Source organism: Rhodococcus sp. PML026, from assembly GCF_000963615.1.
Lineage (GTDB): Bacteria > Actinomycetota > Actinomycetes > Mycobacteriales > Mycobacteriaceae > Rhodococcoides > Rhodococcoides fascians.
This window is the reverse complement of the sequence record NZ_KQ031370.1, coordinates 142534-157932: the sequence shown is the minus strand read 5'-3', so window position 1 is coordinate 157932 and position 15399 is coordinate 142534. Positions and strand designations below refer to the sequence as shown.

Annotated in this window: 18 protein-coding genes; 3 read left to right on the top strand and 15 right to left on the bottom strand. The window is 63.2% G+C overall.

The window, feature by feature from the left end:
- Window positions 1-121: 121 nt before the first annotated feature.
- Complete coding sequence (locus VF34_RS05305) at window positions 122-493, bottom strand: hypothetical protein (RefSeq protein ID WP_155289521.1); 372 nt, start codon at window positions 491-493, stop codon at window positions 122-124.
- Between the two features lie 474 nt (window positions 494-967).
- Between VF34_RS05305 and VF34_RS05300 the strand changes: the two genes are divergently transcribed.
- Window positions 968-1549, top strand: coding sequence for a GNAT family N-acetyltransferase (locus tag VF34_RS05300; protein ID WP_045841005.1), 582 nt, complete (start codon window positions 968-970; stop codon window positions 1547-1549).
- On the opposite strand, the gene VF34_RS05295 is transcribed toward VF34_RS05300, so the two are convergent.
- From VF34_RS05295 to VF34_RS25490, 3 genes are all read right to left on the bottom strand, one after another.
- Window positions 1522-1824, bottom strand: a complete 303-nt coding sequence (locus VF34_RS05295; protein WP_045841004.1) for a WhiB family transcriptional regulator — start codon at window positions 1822-1824, stop codon at window positions 1522-1524. The genes VF34_RS05300 and VF34_RS05295 overlap by 28 nt on opposite strands.
- Before the next feature lie 227 nt (window positions 1825-2051).
- Window positions 2052-2906, bottom strand: coding sequence for an IS3 family transposase (locus VF34_RS25495; RefSeq protein WP_032373666.1), 855 nt, complete (start codon window positions 2904-2906; stop codon window positions 2052-2054).
- Complete coding sequence (locus VF34_RS25490) at window positions 2903-3388, bottom strand: helix-turn-helix domain-containing protein (protein WP_032373665.1); 486 nt, start codon at window positions 3386-3388, stop codon at window positions 2903-2905. The genes VF34_RS25495 and VF34_RS25490 overlap by 4 nt, the downstream gene beginning before the upstream one ends.
- A 248-nt stretch (window positions 3389-3636) precedes the next feature.
- Between VF34_RS25490 and VF34_RS05280 the strand changes: the two genes are divergently transcribed.
- Window positions 3637-4530, top strand: coding sequence for a glucose 1-dehydrogenase (locus VF34_RS05280; protein ID WP_032375050.1), 894 nt, complete (start codon window positions 3637-3639; stop codon window positions 4528-4530).
- Between the two features lie 79 nt (window positions 4531-4609).
- Here VF34_RS05280 and VF34_RS05275 read toward each other — a convergent pair whose 3' ends face one another.
- From VF34_RS05275 to VF34_RS05250, 6 genes are all read right to left on the bottom strand, one after another.
- Window positions 4610-5368 (bottom strand): SDR family oxidoreductase, encoded by a 759-nt coding sequence (locus tag VF34_RS05275; protein ID WP_027495292.1) that lies wholly within the window; start codon window positions 5366-5368, stop codon window positions 4610-4612.
- A gap of 68 nt (window positions 5369-5436) precedes the next feature.
- Window positions 5437-6174 carry a 1-acyl-sn-glycerol-3-phosphate acyltransferase gene (locus tag VF34_RS05270; protein WP_032374761.1) on the bottom strand — a complete coding sequence of 246 codons (738 nt, stop codon included), beginning with the start codon at window positions 6172-6174 and terminating at the stop codon, window positions 5437-5439.
- Window positions 6175-6231: 57 nt separating this feature from the next.
- On the bottom strand, window positions 6232-6624 hold the full coding sequence (locus VF34_RS05265; protein ID WP_032374760.1) for a hypothetical protein: 393 nt from the start codon (window positions 6622-6624) through the stop codon (window positions 6232-6234).
- Between the two features lie 186 nt (window positions 6625-6810).
- Window positions 6811-7566, bottom strand: a complete 756-nt coding sequence (locus VF34_RS05260) for an ABC transporter permease (protein WP_045841003.1) — start codon at window positions 7564-7566, stop codon at window positions 6811-6813.
- Complete coding sequence (locus tag VF34_RS05255; RefSeq protein WP_032374758.1) at window positions 7563-8546, bottom strand: ATP-binding cassette domain-containing protein; 984 nt, start codon at window positions 8544-8546, stop codon at window positions 7563-7565. The genes VF34_RS05260 and VF34_RS05255 overlap by 4 nt, the downstream gene beginning before the upstream one ends.
- 96 nt (window positions 8547-8642) lie before the next feature.
- Window positions 8643-9608: a lysophospholipid acyltransferase family protein gene (locus tag VF34_RS05250; protein ID WP_094718981.1), complete on the bottom strand. Its 966-nt coding sequence runs from the start codon at window positions 9606-9608 to the stop codon at window positions 8643-8645.
- 116 nt (window positions 9609-9724) lie between these two features.
- Between VF34_RS05250 and VF34_RS05245 the strand changes: the two genes are divergently transcribed.
- A complete protein-coding gene (locus tag VF34_RS05245) occupies window positions 9725-11128 on the top strand; it encodes a GntP family permease (protein ID WP_032374757.1) in 1404 nt (467 codons plus the stop codon).
- Between the two features lie 19 nt (window positions 11129-11147).
- Here the strand turns inward: VF34_RS05245 and VF34_RS05240 are convergent, their stop codons facing one another.
- From VF34_RS05240 to VF34_RS05225, 5 genes are all read right to left on the bottom strand, one after another.
- Window positions 11148-11852: a M50 family metallopeptidase gene (locus VF34_RS05240; protein WP_032369542.1), complete on the bottom strand. Its 705-nt coding sequence runs from the start codon at window positions 11850-11852 to the stop codon at window positions 11148-11150.
- Between the two features lie 112 nt (window positions 11853-11964).
- A complete protein-coding gene (locus tag VF34_RS05235; RefSeq protein ID WP_045841002.1) occupies window positions 11965-12921 on the bottom strand; it encodes an acyl-ACP desaturase in 957 nt (318 codons plus the stop codon).
- Window positions 12922-13051: 130 nt separating this feature from the next.
- Entirely contained in the window at window positions 13052-13528 is a 477-nt protein-coding gene (locus VF34_RS05230; protein WP_045841001.1) for a GtrA family protein, read from the bottom strand.
- 95 nt (window positions 13529-13623) lie between these two features.
- The gene (locus VF34_RS25195) at window positions 13624-13791 is read right to left on the bottom strand and encodes a hypothetical protein (RefSeq protein WP_197077433.1); all 168 of its coding nucleotides are present in this window, start codon (window positions 13789-13791) and stop codon (window positions 13624-13626) included.
- A gap of 83 nt (window positions 13792-13874) precedes the next feature.
- On the bottom strand, window positions 13875-15260 hold the full coding sequence (locus VF34_RS05225) for a maltokinase N-terminal cap-like domain-containing protein (protein ID WP_045841000.1): 1386 nt from the start codon (window positions 15258-15260) through the stop codon (window positions 13875-13877).
- Between the last annotated feature and the right edge of the window lie 139 nt (window positions 15261-15399).

Here is a 15399-nt window from a genome sequence, read left to right as displayed (position 1 = left end):
CCCCCCCGCCTGCGACTGAGCGTGCAAGAGCGTCGAGCGACGCAATGGAGATACTGCCCTAGTGCGCGATCCGCCACCGAAATTGTGAGATCAGTAGCTCGCAGTACCGCGGAATCGGAAGTCATACAACATTGAGAAGCTCGTTGATCTCCGCGACGCGTTCATTCAGCGCATCACCCTCACTCCGCACACGGAGTACCACGGCAATCGTGTCTCTCAATGTCACTGAAACTGAGGGCTTTTGGTCCCTGACATCAATCGAGACGGCAATTGGCAAGTTACGCCGCCCGAGAGCTAGCGATGTTCCCAACATTCGGTAAATGGCTATGTTGCCGGCGTCGATCCGGGCTGACGTCTCGCTTACACGCGTCACTTTCCCGTCCAGAGGCTCCAGCACAGCAATGATGCGATCTATCGAGGTGCCTTGTGGTATCCGCGACCCGACCTTGATCGGGGCAGGAATTTGCGATGAATTGATCAGTGGTGCTGCCATCTCGCATCCTCTCGCTTGTACACCCCGCCGCCAACACATCGGCCGTTGTCATTGCCCACCACGCAACCGTTTTCGTGGAGTGGAAGGCGAATGTGCCTGGCGACAGAAGCGGGCGTTTGCGGTTGCGGCTGAATAGGTTCAGCCGAGGCTCATTGCACTCCCGCCATGGCCAGTGCGGGAACGGCAACCCCGATTAATACTCCCCCGATAGCTCGTCTGACCTGCATGTTTACTCCTCGAGAAACATGAGTTGTTTCGTGCTTCTGGACGCTTCGAACATAAAACGGCACATACGTCCAAGACAAGGGTTTGAGCCAAAATAGTTCGCCAAGGTATCGAAAGTTTGAAACCTGAAGCACATCGCTTGCCGCTCAACTCCCGTTTCGGCTTCGACTCGAGCGGCGTTGTGCTCGACCTAATCGTGGACCGAGAATGAAAGGCTGATCGGCGGGAAAGAGTGGAAAGGTCTCGCCAATGACTATGACAAGTGCCCCGTGGCGTCATCCCCAGCCCCACCTGTCACGACTTCGCCTGGACGCAATTCCCGCGGAGATGCTGCACGCCTTGGCCGCGGGACAGTCGATTCCCGCATCACACCACTGTGTTTCGCCCTATCTCGCCGGGGTCGAATGCCGCAGCCTGTGGCGGAGGAGAAGCGAGCAGATCATCGACATCCCCGGTGATGCATCGTGGATCACGCGGCTGATGGTCGACCCGAACGTCGCCATGCCAGTCGGCGTGGCCGGCTTCCACGGAGCTCCCGACGAGACGGGGATGGTGGAGATCGGGTACCGAGTCGATCCTGAGTTTCGTCGACGAGGCCATGCCAGACGTTCGGTAGAAACCCTTCTCGCCGTTGCACGGCAACACAAGGAGGTGCGTAGTGTTCGCGCCACAGTCAGCCCGAACAACACGCCCTCGCTGGCCCTCATCGAGAGCTTCGCGTTCATCGAAGTGGGTGAGCAATGGGATGACGAGGACGGCCTTGAGATCGTCTACGAAGTCTCCGCAGCACCGGTACAGCAGGATCAAGCGGTACGAACGGCTCCGCGGTAGAAGTCTGCGCGATCGTGTGCAGACATTCCGCCCCACACGCCGTACGGCTCGTTCGCTTCGAGTGCGTGCTGACGGCATTGCTCCAGCACCGGGCACCGGCCGCAGACCTGCTTGGCGGTTTTCTCCCGAGTGGCGCGGGCACGGCCTCGCTCCCCTTCGGGATGTAAGAACACGGACGAGTCGAGACCACGACACAGACCGTCGAGTTGCCAGTCCCAGACATCTGCATTGGGAACGGGAAGTTGGACCGGCCTGGCGGGTGCGCCTCGCACCATGAGCTGTCTCCTCACTGAAAAGTGAACAAGCTCACCTTCTCGCATTCGTCGTACTTTTACAAGTCCTTTCGGTCATTCGTAGTACTTAAAATCAAGCGCGCTTGCTTGGAATATGCACTTACCGGACACTCCGCCCCGGACCTCTGCCCTGTTTCGGCCCCCGGGTGTGGATCAATGTCCCATTGCCGTGCACTGGACCCCGTGGGTTGGACCGGTTAATGGAAATCCTAGGCTGCGAGGGCCTGGGCTCGGTATTGCACCGGGCTCAGGCCGTCGAGTCGTAGCGAGATGCGGTCGTTGTTGAACCAGTCGATGTAGTCCTCGATCGCGGTGTGCAAGGCGTCGAGGTTCAGGTATCGGACGTGATGAAACATCTCCTCTTTGAGGTGACCGAAGAAGTTCTCGATGATCGCATTGTCGTAACAGTTCGCTTTGCGGGACATCGATTGGATGGCTCCCGCATCGGCCAGCAACCGCCGCCACGACGAGTGCTGATAGTGAAAACCCTGATCCGAGTGCACAATTGGATAATCCTGTTCGCCGAGGGTGCCCAACGCGGCCCGCAAAGAACGGTTGGTGAACTCCGTCGTCGGGGACCGACCGATCGAATACGAGATGATCTGGCGGTCGAACAGATCCATCACCGGCGACAGATACAACTTCGCCTCCCCGACCCGGAACTCGGTGACATCGGTGACCCACTTCTGATTCGGGGCCGCCGCCGTGAACTGACGGTCGAGGATGTTCGCCGCGACCGCCCCGACCTGACCCTGATACGAGACATACCGTCGACGGCGCCGCACACGGCACGCCAACCCGAGCTCACGCATCACCGCGAGCACGGTCTTCTTCGCCACCCGCCACCCCGCGTCGACGAGGACTCGGTGCACGCGTCGATGCCCGTAGCGTCGGTGGTTTTTCTCGAACGCCCTGGTCACCGCCGCTTTCAACGCAGCCTTCGGATCGGGCCTGCGTAACTGCGCTTGACGGTAGAAGAACGTCGACCGAGCCAACCCGGCGACGTCGAGTAACACATCGAGACGGTACTGCGCCTTGAGGGCGATGACAGCGAGAACCTTCACCGTCGTCCCTGTTCCCTCAAGGCCCGCAATTTTCCCAGGTACGCCACCTGCGTGCGCAGCCGCTCGTTCTCCTCACGGAGGCGGTCCAGTTCGCTGGCCTCCCCGGGATCAACTCCCGGTGCCGGTCGACGTCCCGCCCGCTTCGGCCGTAGCGCCTCGTCGCCGTCGCGGCGGTATCCGCGGACCCAGGGCTCGATGATCTTCGCCGACGACAGTCCGTACTCGCGAGCGAGCTCGATCTTGTTCTCGCCAGCCAAAACACGTTGCACCACAGCAAGTTTGAACTCGAACGAGAAGTGTTGTCGATCCGGTTTCTCCACCAACGCATTCCTCCCTCGAACCCGCCAACGGTCGTAGAGCAAGATCACTGGGCCCGCCCCGCCACCGACCTTCGCAGCAGCCGAGACGGCACCGACACCATCCTCGAACAACGCTACCGCCGCGACCCGCTGATCCTCGGTAAGTGAACTTCGTGCACGCATACAAAACTCCCCGGTAGTCGGAACTGAATTACTCAGTCCAACTTCCGGGGAGCTGTGCAAGCTACTCCAAGTAGCTGAATGCCGCATTCATCCGTTGGTGGGGATGGTGTGGAACTTGGGGGATGGCGTGGACCAGGGAGAGACCCGACTCAGTTTGTTTGCGGGCGACTCTGGGCATTCGGCGTGAACACGGAATCGAGCAGCAGGTTCCCCACGCAACGAATACCAGGTTCGGAGACGACCCCATCGTGAGTGATCAGTACACCTTCACCAATCCCGTCACGCAGTACCGCCAGGACGGATTCCCTGAGCAGCACCAGGATCCGCCCGGTCTCGCTGCCGATCTACAACCCCTGGCCGACCACGGCGAGCAGACGTACCGCGGGTCCGGACGGCTGACCGGCCGTAAGGCCCTGATCACCGGTGCCGACTCCGGCATCGGGCGTGCGGCCGCCATCGCCATCGCCCGCGAGGGTGCCGACGTAGTCCTGAACTATCTGCCGTCGGAGGAGAAGGACGCGCAGGACGTCGCCCAGCTGGTTCGCGACGCCGGTCGCACCGCCGTCCTGGCACCGGCAGATCTCACCGACGAGAAAGCTGCGCGTGCCCTCGTGCATACCGCCGTCGACGAGCTCGGCGGCCTGGACCTGTTGATCAACGTTGCAGGCAAGCAGCAGTTCGTCGAGGATCTGGCGGATCTCACGTCGGAGCAGTTCGACCAGACCTTCAAAACCAATGTGTACGCACTGTTCTGGATCATTCAGGAAGCGGTGCCGCACATGCCTGCCGGCTCGACGATCGTGAACACCAGCTCCATCCAGGCGTACACCCCCTCGCCCGGACTGGTGGATTACGCGACGACGAAGATGGCCATCAACACCATCAGCAAGGCTCTCGCGCAGCAGTTGGCACCGAAGGGGATTCGGGTCAATGTCGTTGCACCGGGCCCATTCTGGACTCCACTGCAGGCCGCGGGCGGGCAGCCGACGTCGGCACTGCCGGAATTCGGCAAGGAAACCCCACTGGGCCGGGCCGGTCAGCCGGCCGAGATCGCCGGCGCGTACGTGTACCTGTCCTCAGCGGAATCGGGATACGTCACCGGCGACACCCTCAACGTCAACGGCGGAATGCCGACGCCGTAGTCGCCTTCGCGCTCTGCGTGAATGGACCATTCACACCCGTCTGGGCTCGTGAATGGTCCATTCACGCGTTCGGGAGACGTCAGTCCTTCGGGCCACCGGCTGCGTAGACGACCTGACCCGAGATGAAGCCGGCACCCTCGCTGACGAAGAACGACGCCAGGTGGGCGATATCGTCGGGATGTCCGACGCGATTGACCGGGATCTGCGACGCCGCAGCAGCTTTGAAGTCGTCGAACGACATTCCGACCCGCTCGGCGGTGGCTGCCGTCATCTCTGTTTCGATGAATCCGGGGGCGATGGCGTTGGCGGTGACGCCGAACTTGCCGAGCTCGATGGCGAGAGTCTTGGTGAATCCCTGCATGCCGGCCTTGGCCGCGGAGTAGTTTGCCTGGCCGCGATTGCCCAGGGCCGAGGTGCTCGACAGGTTGACGATGCGGCCCCACTTGGCGTCGATCATGTGCTTCTGCACTGCACGCGTCATCAGGAACGAGCCGCGCAGGTGTACGCCGAGCACGGAATCCCAGTCCTGCACCGTCATCTTGAACAGGAGGTTGTCGCGGGTGATGCCAGCGTTGTTGATCAGTACGGTCGGTGCACCGAACTCGCTCGCGATGCGGTCGACTGCAGTCTGCACCGACTCCTCGTCGGCCACGTTCGCGCCGATGGCCACGGCCTGCCCGCCTGCGGACTCGATCGCACCGACGGTGTCGCTGCATGCGGCCTCGTCGAGGTCGACCACCGCGACGCCGAAACCGTCCTTGGCCAGTCGCTTGGCCACTGCTGCACCGATGCCCCGGGCACTACCGGTAACGATGGCCGTCTTGATCTGATCGCTCACGAATATCTCCTGACACAACGCCGAATCGAATTATCTGTCATCTGTTTCTACCAACCCCGGCGGCGCAGTCAGTACGCAGCCACCGCTCCGTCGAGTGCTTTCTGCATTCCCCCTGCCACCACCCGGGTGATGTCGATCGGTTTCTGGGGCAGATCGGTGATGGGCGTATCGAAGTAGACGCTCGCCTGCTTCACTTTCGCCGAGCCGGGGCCGTAACTCAGTCCGATGCAGATCAACGTCGGCTCGACGCCGAGTTTGCGGGCCCGCATCGCGATGTGGCCGATTCCGCTGCCGACGTGTTGCACCGTCGTCGGGTCCTCGAGGTTGCAGGTGCCTTCCGGGAACACCGCGAGGTCGTCGCCGCGCTTCATTCTTTCGGCACTGATGTCCATCATGCGGTTGCCTGCCGCGCTGACTGCCCGCATCCCGTGATTCTTGCCGCGAAAGACGGGAATGCCGCCCATCATGTCGATTCGCTTGCGCTGCTTGGGGTCCTGGAACAATTCGTCCTTCGCGAGCACTCTGGTGCGCCCGATCACCGGACGCAGCGGCGACGCCCAGGCCGCCGCTGCGAGGGTGTAGGGATCACTCTCGGTGAGGTGATTGACCGCGATGAGCAGACGCGTGTTGTCGTACACCAGACGCCGCAGCTCCTCCTGGGCACCGTCGGAGTACGACACCCGCGGGCGGAAGCGTCGGGCGAGGGCGGCGTACGCCAGCCTCGCAACCTGACGATTCTGCTGATGACGCAGATAGAAGTCGTACACCGTCTCGTCGTTCTCGAGAATTACCGCAGGCCGCTCCATGAGCCGAGCCTAATGGTTCGAGCTGTGCCGCCGAGGCCGAGGCCTCATTCATACCGCCTACCCCATGATCGCCTTGTATTCGGTGAAGATCGGCGCGTACTCGGGGCCGCAGTTCGCGATCGACCAGTCTGTGAGAAGGGTGAGGTTCTCGAACACTCCATTCATTGCGTCGAAGTCGCCGGCCGCACCCTTGGCGTCGGCCACTTCAATGGCCTGCAGCCACGCCAACGGTTCCGGTGGGGCAACGGCTTGCAGCTCCGACTGGGTCACCGGGGCCTTCGCAGCGAGTTCTTCGGCAATGGATTCGGCCGTTTCGACACCACCGGCCTCTACCTCCCGCAGGTTGGTCAGACCCTGCGCCACCTGTGTGGCGTACAGCGTGCAGAAGTCCGACCCACCCGAATCCACTTCCACCGACTCCACGGATTCTGCGGCCGACGGCTCAGCCATGGTGGACGGGCTCTCTTCAGTGGACGAACACCCCGCGAGAGCGAAGAGAATTACCGCGCATCCCAAAGTCGATCGACTGTTCATCGGCGTTGCACTCCTCGTGAACCCTGCCTGGACGACCGCCAGTCTGCGCCTGTGTGCTCGGTTGTGCAGCGCTGTGAGCACCGCGAACGGTTCGAGCCTGCCTCACACCCGCGAGGAACCCATTGCCCGGATCCCGACGGCAAGTCCGACCGCCGCAGTGGCCGCGGCTGCGACGACACCTGCCATCACCGTCGAACTCGCGAAGTCTCCGGCGAACAGTGCACGTTCGGCGTCGACGAGATATCCGAGCGGGTTGATGTTCACCAGGAACTGCATCCACACCGGTGCGGCCGTCAGCGGCAACATCGTGCCCGAGAGGATCAGCAGCGGGAACATCAACGTCTGCTGAATGGACCAGAACACCCAATCCTGTCCGCGCACAGCCAAAGCCAACGCGTAGGACAGCGCGCCGAGCCCGACGCCGAACACCCCGAGCAGCACGATTCCCACAGCGGCACCGATCGGATTCACGGACAACCCCAGCGGCAATGCGACCAGAACGATCAACACGGCCTGCGCAGCGAGCGGCACCATTTCCTTGAACGCCCGCCCGACGAGCAGGGCAGATCGCGGCAACGGGGTCACCAACATTCGCTCGTGAGAACCCTGCTGCAACTCGGCCAGCAGATTGGAGCCCGTCATGGAAGTGCCGAAGATGGTGATCATCGCGAGAACACCCGGCACGAACCAGTCCCAGACACTTCCGTCGCCGAGACCGGGGACATCGGTGAGCAGTGGGCCGAACAGAGCGAGCAGGATCAGCGGTTGGACGAGACTGAAGATGACGGTGAACGGATCGCGCACCATCGGCCGCAATTCCCGACCCATCACCAGAGTGCTTCCGGAGAGAACGTTCATCGGAGTTCTCCTGCCACGCTCGCGTTGTCGAGGGCTGCGGCACTTTCCCGAAGACTACGGCCGGTCAGTCCGAGGAACACGTCGTCGAGAGTCGGTCGGGTCATGTCCGCAGTATGGACGCGGATACCGTGTAACTCGCTCCGCCGCACCACTTCCGGGAGAACGACTTCGGCGCGTCCGACACGCAGGTTCAGCCGCGAACCGGATCTCGTGACGTCTCTGATGCCGTCGATGCCGGCGAGAAGCGGAAGGAGCGCCGACGCGTCGGACACGGTGAGAACGATCAGATCGCCTGCCAGTTCCGATTTCAGCGACGCGGCGGTGTCGTCGGCGATGACGGTTCCGCGGTCGACGACGATGACCCGCTCGGCCATCGAATCGGCCTCGTCGAGGTAGTGGGTGGTCAGAACGATGGTCGTGCCCATCTCGCGTCGTAGCCGGAGGATGTGACCCCACAGGTTGGCCCGACTCTGCGGGTCCATTCCGGTGGTCGGCTCGTCGAGGAACAACAGTGCCGGTCGGTGCACCAGCCCCAGGGCGATATCGAGTCGGCGACGCTGTCCGCCGGAGAGCGTCGAGACGGTGCGCGAGCGCAGTTCGCCGAGCTCGAGTGCGTCGATCAATTCGTCTGCGCGAGTTCGTGATCGCTGACGAGTCATGCCGTAGCACAGGCCTTGCACGACGAGTTCGTCACGCACGCGCTGGTTGTGTCCCGCGCCGTTTCCCTGCCCCACATAGCCGAGACTGCGCCGGACACTGTCCCGGTCCCTGCCCACGTCGAACCCCGCGATCCGGGCCGAACCCGACGTCGGTGCCAGCAGCGTGGTGAGCATTCGCAGCGTGGTCGACTTGCCTGCACCGTTGGGGCCGAGGAGAGCGACCAGTTCTCCCTCACCGATCGTCAGATCGATGCCGCGCACCGCCTCCACGGTCTTCTTGCCCTGCCGAAAAGTCTTGGTCAATCCCGATGTTTCGATCATCTCGTGCGCCCCTCGTCGTATCGGTGAATCCGTACGAGAGGAGACGCTAGAAACGATCGCGGTCAGCTACGGTCCGCGATGCTCGGCGCGAGCGAACTAGCCGAACACCGGGAACTTGCGCTTGCTGGCGAGCTCGTCCATGCCGGCCTGAATACTGGCGCGGACCTCGTCGTATTTCGCGTCGACGTAGGCCTCGTCGTCACAGCGCGACGGATCGTGGTCGAGCTCGACCGGAGGCATGAACCGGGTTCGGATCTTGGCCGGCAACGGAATCTGCGGCAGCGCGGCAGGCGCGATGATCCACGGCAGCGAGATGGCGATGGGAAAGACCTTCAGGCGCGCAAACCTGTCCAGTCCGAGCGCTTTTGCGAGCTTGTCGCCTCGAATGAGCACCGGCATGGCGTCGGCCCCGCCCACGGTCGCCACCGGCACGATGGGCACACCCATCCGGATCGCAAGCTTGACGAAACCGGTACGACCACCCAGTGTCGCCTCGTCACGCTTGCTCCACGGACGCAGCGAATCGACCTCACCACCGGGCCACACGATCACGTCTCGGCCCTCGGCCAATGCGGTCGACATCGAGTCCGGAGCCGCCGGCAACACACCCATGGATCGAAAGACCTTGCCGATCAACGGAAATGCCATCAGCGCGTCGTGCGCAGTGCCGTGCAGGATTCGCTTGTCGCCGAAATGCCGCCACCACTGCGCACCCACCGTCCACGCGTCCCACACGAACGGCGCACCCGAATGCACTCCGACGACCAGAACCGGCGACTCGGGAATCGTCTCCCAACCGTCGATCTCCATCCGGAAGTAGCGATCCATCACCCCGTTCCAGAGCTTCTGCTGACGGTCCATCGCCACGGTGTTCTGATCGTCGAGATCCCAATTTCCTGCACGGTCGGCGACCACGGACCCGAGGCCCCCCGACGCCTTCTCGCGTCGCTCCTTCATCTTCAGCCGAGCCGCTGCGGCATAGCGCTGCGCTTGCTCGCGTAGAGCGTCCTTCGAAGGCTTGTCGGAGCTGTCCCCACCCACTACGTGATCCCCATCACTCATACCCGCACGGTACTCCACCACGAACTCCAGGTCCGACGACCGTGCTCGGTATCCCCGCGCGGGCACCGAGCTGTCCGTTATGGTCGAATCTCCAGCCGAGTGAACGAGGTACACAGATGGATCCGATCGAACCGGCGTACGGGACGACTCCCCTACTCCTGATCGCCGCAGCAGCCGTCGCAGTTCTGCTGTTCCTGATCATGAAGGTGAAACTGCACGCCTTCGTCTCGCTGGTTCTGGTCAGCGCCGTCACCGCCGTCGCAGCGGGCATTCCACTGGCAGACGTGCCGTCGGCATTGCTCTCGGGCTTCAGTTCCACCCTCGGTTCGGTCGCTCTACTCGTCGCCCTGGGTGTGATGGTCGGCAGACTGCTCGAAATCACCGGTGGCGCTCAAGTATTGGCCGATACCCTGATCAACCGATTCGGAGCCAAGCGCGCACCGCTCGCCCTCGGTGTCGCCGCGCTGATCTTCGGCTTCCCCATCTTCTTCGACGCCGGACTCGTCGTCTTCCTACCGATCATCTTCACAGTCGCCAAGCGCTTCGGCGGGTCGGTGCTGCTGTACGCGCTGCCGACCGCAGGCGCGTTCGCCGCGATGCACGCCATCGTTCCCCCGCACCCCGGCCCCGTCGCCGCCACGGAACTCCTCGGCGGAGATATCGGTTCGGTGCTTCTCGTCGGAGTTCCCGTCGCCGTCGTCTCCTGGTTCGTCGGCTCCTACCTCGTCGGTACCCAGCTCGGCAAACGATTCGTCACCGCGCCTGCCGACCTCTTCGCAGCCGGGTCGCAGAACTCCGAAGAACACGACAAGGAGATGGCCGCACTCCGCGACCCCGCCCCCAAGTTCGCTGCGGTGCTGCTCATCCTGCTGACGCCGTTGGTCCTCATCTCGCTCAACACCGTCGTCAACACGCTGACCACCTCGGGTGTGCTGACCGGAGACGAAACCTGGGCAGCGGCCCTGACTCTCATCGGTCAGACGCCCATCGCGCTGCTCATCACCTTGCTGCTGGCTCTGTTCATCCTCGCGCCGGGACGCTTCCCCGTCGCCGACGGTGCCAAGTACATGGATCAGGCCCTCGGGCCGATCTGCTCGATCATCCTGATCACCGGTGCCGGCGGCATGTTCGGCGGAGTACTTCGGGCCAGTGGCATCGGCCAGTCTCTGACCGCCTCGTTGTCCGATCTCGGACTGCCGATCCTGTTGCAGGCCTTCCTGATCGCCACCGCGCTACGCGTGGCGCAGGGTTCGGCCACCGTCGCCTTGACCACCACCGCCGGGCTGATCTCGGTCCAGGTCGCCGAGCTCGATCTGAGCAATTTCAAGATCGCGCTGTTGGTGTTCGCACTGGCTGCCGGAGCCACCGTGCTCTCCCACGTCAACGACTCCGGCTTCTGGCTCGTCAGCCGCTTCTTCGGCATGGACGAGAAAACCACCCTCAAGACCTGGACGGTCATGGAAACGACACTGGGACTGGCGATATTCGCCCTCGCATCACTGCTGTGGGTGGTGTTCTAGCGCTTCATCCAAGCCGCCGTCACTGCACCGGAACGAGGATTCTCCACGCCCCCAGTGCGAGTGCGCCGACGGTGACGACGAGGAACAGTCCGACCCAGACGATGCCGGGCAGGAAGGTCAGCCGAGCCAGCTGATCGGCGTCGGAGTCCCGCGCCCGTCCGGCACTTCGGGATTTCTGCAGTTCGAGAACGGGGCGCGGACCGGCGATCAGCAGGAAGAACGTGATGAAGTACGCCGCAGCGACCTGTTGTTCCCCGGTACCCCACCAGGACACGACGAACAGCAGCCCTCCGACGGTGACGAGAGACAGCAGTCCGTAGATGTTGCGAATCATCAACAGCATCAACGCAATCGAGATGATGCCGATCCACAGCACGGCCGAGGCTCGCTGTGTACCCAGCACCAGAGCGGCTCCGAGTCCGAGAAGCGACGGCCCGACATAGCCCGCGAAAGTCATGGCGATGACCCCGAGACCGGTGGGCTTGCCCTTGGAGATCGCGACGCCGGACGTATCCGAATGCAGCCGAAGACCCATCAACTGACGCCCGGTGATCAACGCGACGAACAGGTGCGCACCCTCGTGCGCGATGGTCACCACGTTGCGTGCAATCCGCCAGGTCTGCGGCAACACGACGATGACGAGCGCCGCCAGGGCAGCCACTTGGACGATCCACACGGGTGGATCAGGACTCACCGCGGAAATGCGGTCCCAGAATTCGTTCACACCACAGTATGCGGCTTCGCCGCAGTGGTGCGGCTATGTGCCGCTGGGGGCACATGGGAGTGGAGCCTGCGGAACGATCCGCAGGCCTTGTCGCACCACTGCCGCAGGCACCTCAGGACGCGCGCGCCTCGGCCTTGGCGCGTTCGCGGGCCAGCGAGCGATCTCGCATCTCCTCGAACTTGGTGGCCTGACGTTCGAGGTCTTCGAGGAACGCGGCGAGTTCCTCGCGCTTGTTCTCACCGCGTGCGGTGAAGTCGTTGCGCTCGAACACTTGCCACTTGCGCAGCACGGGCCAGACGACGTCTTCGAGGTGCTGACGCAGGTCGTAGATGCCGTGCTTGGCCATCAACACACCGTTGCGGCGGAAGTTCGGCATGCCTGCACCGGGCATGACGAAGTTCGTCACGATGTCCGAGACGGCCTGCAACGTCTGATCCGGCGAGATGTCCATCGCTGCGCCGGTGATGTTGCGGTAGAAGATCACGTGCAGGTTCTCGTCGGCGGCGATGCGCTGGAGCATGCGGTCGGCGATCGGGTCGTCACAGACCTTGCCGGTGTTGCGGTGCGAGACACGGGTCGCGAGTTCCTGGAATGTCACGTACGCCACCGAGTGCAACAGACCGACCCCTGCGCCGGCGGGCGACGCGTAGCCGTTGGTCATGTGGATCATGCGGGCTTCTTCGAGGGCGACGGGATCGACGCCGCGGGTGACGACGAGGTAGTCGCGCATGACGATGCCGTGACGGTTCTCTTCGGCGGTCCAGCGGCCGACCCACGTTCCCCAGGCACCGTCCTGGGAGAAGTTCTCGGCGATCTCACGGTGGTAGGACGGCAGATTGTCCTCGGTGAGCAGGTTGGTGATCATCGCGGCCTGCGCGACGTCGGAGAGCTTGGACTGCCCCGGGTCGTAGTCCGTACCGCCGAGGGCGGCGAAGTTACGGCCTTCGTCCCACGGCACGTAGTCGTGGGGATGCCATTCGCGCGCCATCGAAATGTGACGGTTCACGTTGTCCTCGGCAGTGGGCACCAGCTCCTGCAGAAGCTCGAGCTGTGTCAGATCCCTGGCCATTCGACATGCCTCCTCGCATTGACGTCAGCTCACGAGCCTAGGTCGATACGGGCGACTATCACGAAGCCTCGCCGAAACTCTGTTACAGGTAGCAACCGATCTTCGAGACCGGTCGTGCTCTGTCACAGCATCACGAATGAGCCGCTTCCATCCCGGGGAGGCTCGGCGAACGGAATACCCATCCGCGAAGGGCGAGGAATCGAGCGGCACCGACCAGACCGCTGACGGCGATCACAGCCAGAACTTGCACGTACGTGGCGGCGGCGGGAACGAGGAGGTGGACTGCGGCCAACGCGGCGGTACTCAGACCCAGCCCGATCAGTGCGAGTCCTCCCGCTTCCCACTGGGTCTGGAACCAGCCGACGCGGTCGGCGGCGTGGAAGGTGTGGCGACGGTGCAACTCATTGGCGAGAACGGTGCTCGCCGACGCTCCCGCCAGATTGGCGGGGAAAGACCCGAACGACGCGAGAGCGACGAACAGCAGTGCATAGACGCCGTTGCTCGATACCCCGACGATCACGAAACGAGCGAACTGGGCCGGCACAGTCTCACCGAACAGGCGCGCCCTGCAGTCGGGCTCCGTAGGCGCTGACAGTGCTGTGCTCACGAGGTCTCCAGTTGTAGAACCGGAAGCGTCGACCGACGCTTCGAATCGATACAACTCCGCGTCTGCGCGAATCGGTGCCAGAGGTGACCGAGGTCTCAGACCTTCGAGGAACTTTCTTCCCGTTCACGCTTCTTGCGACCGAGGTCGATGTTCAGCTTGTCGGGCTTGATCGACGCGACGAACAACACCGCGACGAGCACGACCACGACCACGATGGTGATGACTACCACCACGATGCCGAAAATTGCCAAAATACCGTTCATGTCCTGCCTCCCGTGTCAGGCAATACGGTACTTGTCGTAGACGGGCCGGTCCACGCCCGCCCCTACAGCCCGTTTCCCGGCCGTCAGCTGACCAACCGTTCGACCGCGCGCATCGGCAGAGAGAGCCAGGTCGGTCGATTGCGCGCTTCGTACAGAACCTCGTAGACCGCTTTGTCCAGTTCGTATGCGCGCAGCAGATCGGCTTCGTCGCGTGGATCGTGGCCGGCCACCGATGCGTACCCATCGAAGAAGGCCGTGATGCTCCGCGCAGCCCACTGCTCGGCGCGTTCCCGTCTAGCCGGGTCCTCCGGCAGGTCGACGAGGAGGTGGTTGGCGGCATAGTCGAACGACCGCAGCATTCCCGCGACGTCGCGCAAAGCACTGTCCATTTGTCTGCGCTCGTCCAGCGTCTTGGCCGGCTCTCCCTCGAAATCGATGAGCAGCCACCGTTCGGGGGTCCCCAATACCTGCCCTAGATGCAGATCGCCGTGAATGCGTTGGACGGTGGTACTGCTCGACGCCTCTGCCCGTGAGATCAGGGCCGTCGCGGCGGGGATGTACTGGGCGATCTCCGGAACCACTCGCGCTACTCCGGAGATGCGCTCGAGGATCTCTTCGACGGCCGTTGATTCCACGGAACGTTCGGCGGTACCCATAACCGAAGCGAGGTCGTGGTGTACCTGCGCGACGGCAGCGCCGAGTCGATACGCGTGGGGAGCGAAATCGGCGGACAAATCCTCGATCGGTGTGTCGGGGGAATCGAACACCTCGCGCACGCTGGCCAGCGCAGTGGTCCATCCCTCGGCAGAATTCGCGGCGAAGTCCTGGATCATCCCCAGCGTGGTCGTCTCACCGCCGACCTGGGCTTCGAGCCACCCTCGCAGCGGTGCCACGTTGACGCTGCCGGCCTCGGCCAGCGCACGGTGCAACTCGACGTCCGGACTGATTCCGGGCGGTACCTGACGAAACAGCTTGAGCAGCAGCAGATCACCGAGGATCACCGACGTGTTGGACTGCTCAGCACCCAGAACCCGACCGCGCATGCCCTGCGGCACGCTCGAACCGCCGACGACCTTGAATTCGATACTGCCCGTGGGGTTCTCATCGGAGAACGCGTCACCGTACAGGGCGATGATCTCCGGATCACGTAACCCGTCGAACACTGCCACCTCACCGGGCACCGGCAACAGCCACGGGCGTAGTTCCTCGGGTACCTCGGTGCGGAAACCGAGGGGCACCTGATAGGTCTGGGTCACCGACGTGCCGTCTTGGACGAGGTCCACCTCGACCAGCAGGTGCTCGGCGGCGAAATGCGGCTCGTCGTGCAGTACGTCCCGAGCGACGATCCGCACGGCACCCACCGTCGAACCCTTTGCGCCGAACCATCGTTGACCTGGCAACCACGACACCAGTGCGTCCTCGAGCAAGTGTCGAACAGCGTGTGCCGCGCTCGAGCTGGAACCGACCATGAGTATCTCTCGCCGCCTTCGGGGAGTTGCAGAGCGTGTGACCGTACCGTGTCCGAACCTACCCACTCGGGGCCGCCGTCACACCCCGGCGGCAAAGACACCCGAACGTTATGCAGGTCGTACGCCGGTGCATCGACAT